Origin of the sequence: Wolbachia endosymbiont of Drosophila leontia, from assembly GCF_028981785.1 — a bacterium.
GTDB classification, from domain to species: Bacteria; Pseudomonadota; Alphaproteobacteria; order Rickettsiales; family Anaplasmataceae; genus Wolbachia; species Wolbachia pipientis.
Genome location: NZ_JAPQLK010000120.1, coordinates 1 through 1,620 on the forward strand (window position 1 = coordinate 1; position 1,620 = coordinate 1,620).

General features: G+C 36.7%; 1 protein-coding gene. It reads right to left on the bottom strand.

The window, feature by feature from the left end; genetic code table 11:
- Positions 1-159 precede the first annotated feature (159 nt).
- Positions 160-1,434 (bottom strand): APC family permease, encoded by a 1,275-nt coding sequence (locus OZD63_RS03810; RefSeq protein WP_275008166.1) that lies wholly within the window; start codon positions 1,432-1,434, stop codon positions 160-162.
- Between the last annotated feature and the right edge of the window lie 186 nt (positions 1,435-1,620).

Here is a 1,620-nt window from a genome sequence, read left to right on the forward strand (position 1 = left end):
CTGATATTCTCCATCTTTTTTATCTTTAATCCATCATAGCTAGCGATGCAACAAAGCCATCCCAGTGTCACGCACTGGCATGACACCCATTTCTTCCTATAGTTGTCTTTTCTCGTCTACCTTATTTTGCCACTCTGCTGAACAGATACATAACATTTGCTATACAGAAACTCTGCGATACCAAAATAAATAAAGAGGTACGCCACTTGCAGTGAATAAGCTTGCGATCAGCGAGGTATTCACAGAAGTTTCAAATATTACCCAGCAGCAAAAGGTTGTTGCTATACTGCCAATTAAAAATTTGTAACAACTCTTTTCTTGCACAATAACTTTGAGAGAAGCAAGACTGCATGCAAGGTAAACAAATAAAAATGAAACTACAGAAAAGTCGATAATTGATGTGATCTGCTTAGCAAAATTGTTGCTTGAAGTGAGGATTAGTAAAGTTGCAGTTCCAACTGAGCTAGTTGTTATGCCCCAGAAAGGAGAACCGTGCTTGTTTCTTTGAGCAAAAAACTGTGGCATCAGTTTATCTTTTGCAAGGCCAAGGGCCACTTGTCCACTAGCTAGTACCCAAGCGTTTAAAGTACCAACACAAAAAATGAACGCAGTTATAGAAATAATCAAGTGCCAATTGCCAGAGGCCATAATTTTTATTGCGTCAACATATGGTGCTCTTGAACTTGCTAAATCATTGCCATTTATTAATCCCATAATTGCAAGATTGTTGATAAAATACACAACAGCAACAGAGATTGTTCCAAGTACCACAGCTCTTGGTATTGTTCTAGCTGGATTATCAACTGACCCTGCAGGTGCTGTTGCCAATTCAACTCCAATAAAACCCCATAGAGTAATAAGTGTAGAACGGGCAAGAATCTGCGATGTTGTAAGATTTGATATTTCTTCACTTATGATGAAGTTATTTCTATCAAAAAAAAACAATGCTGCTATAGGTATTACAAGCAATACAGAAATTTTTATCACCGTCAATAAAAACTCAACACGTCCAGCAGTAGCTACTCCTCTAAAATTTATTAGTGTAATAATTGTAAGTAATAACATCTCTAAAAACAGATGTACGTTTTGAATATCTTCATGGAAAAATGGTGTAAGATAACCAACACCCACAACTATTACGGCTGTTGTGCTAACCCATGAGATCACCCAATACGTCCAACCAACAAAAAAAGCTGCAGCAGGGCCAAAAGCATGCTTTACATAGACGTGAGGGCCACCCGTTTCCGGAAATTTTGTGCAGAGTGAGGCAAAAACTAAAGCAAGAGATATAGCACCAAGCCCTGATATTATCCAGCTTATAAGGCTATACATGCCATATGGAGCAAGGCTAATTGGAAGCATAAAAATTCCAGAGCCAATTTGGCTACTAATCACTAAGGCAAAAATAGCCCAAAAACCTATTTTATTTGACACAATAGTTTCTAATTTCTATCTGAATAGATTAACAATATAACTGAAGCTCGGAAATTTCAATCGATCTTTATAAAAAATTGCATTTTTCTCAATTTATTTCTAAGAACCTGTTAAGGATCTCGAAAATATGAGGTAAAATAAGCATAGTTAAGAAAGAGGTATATCTATGCAAAAAAGCTATCCAAG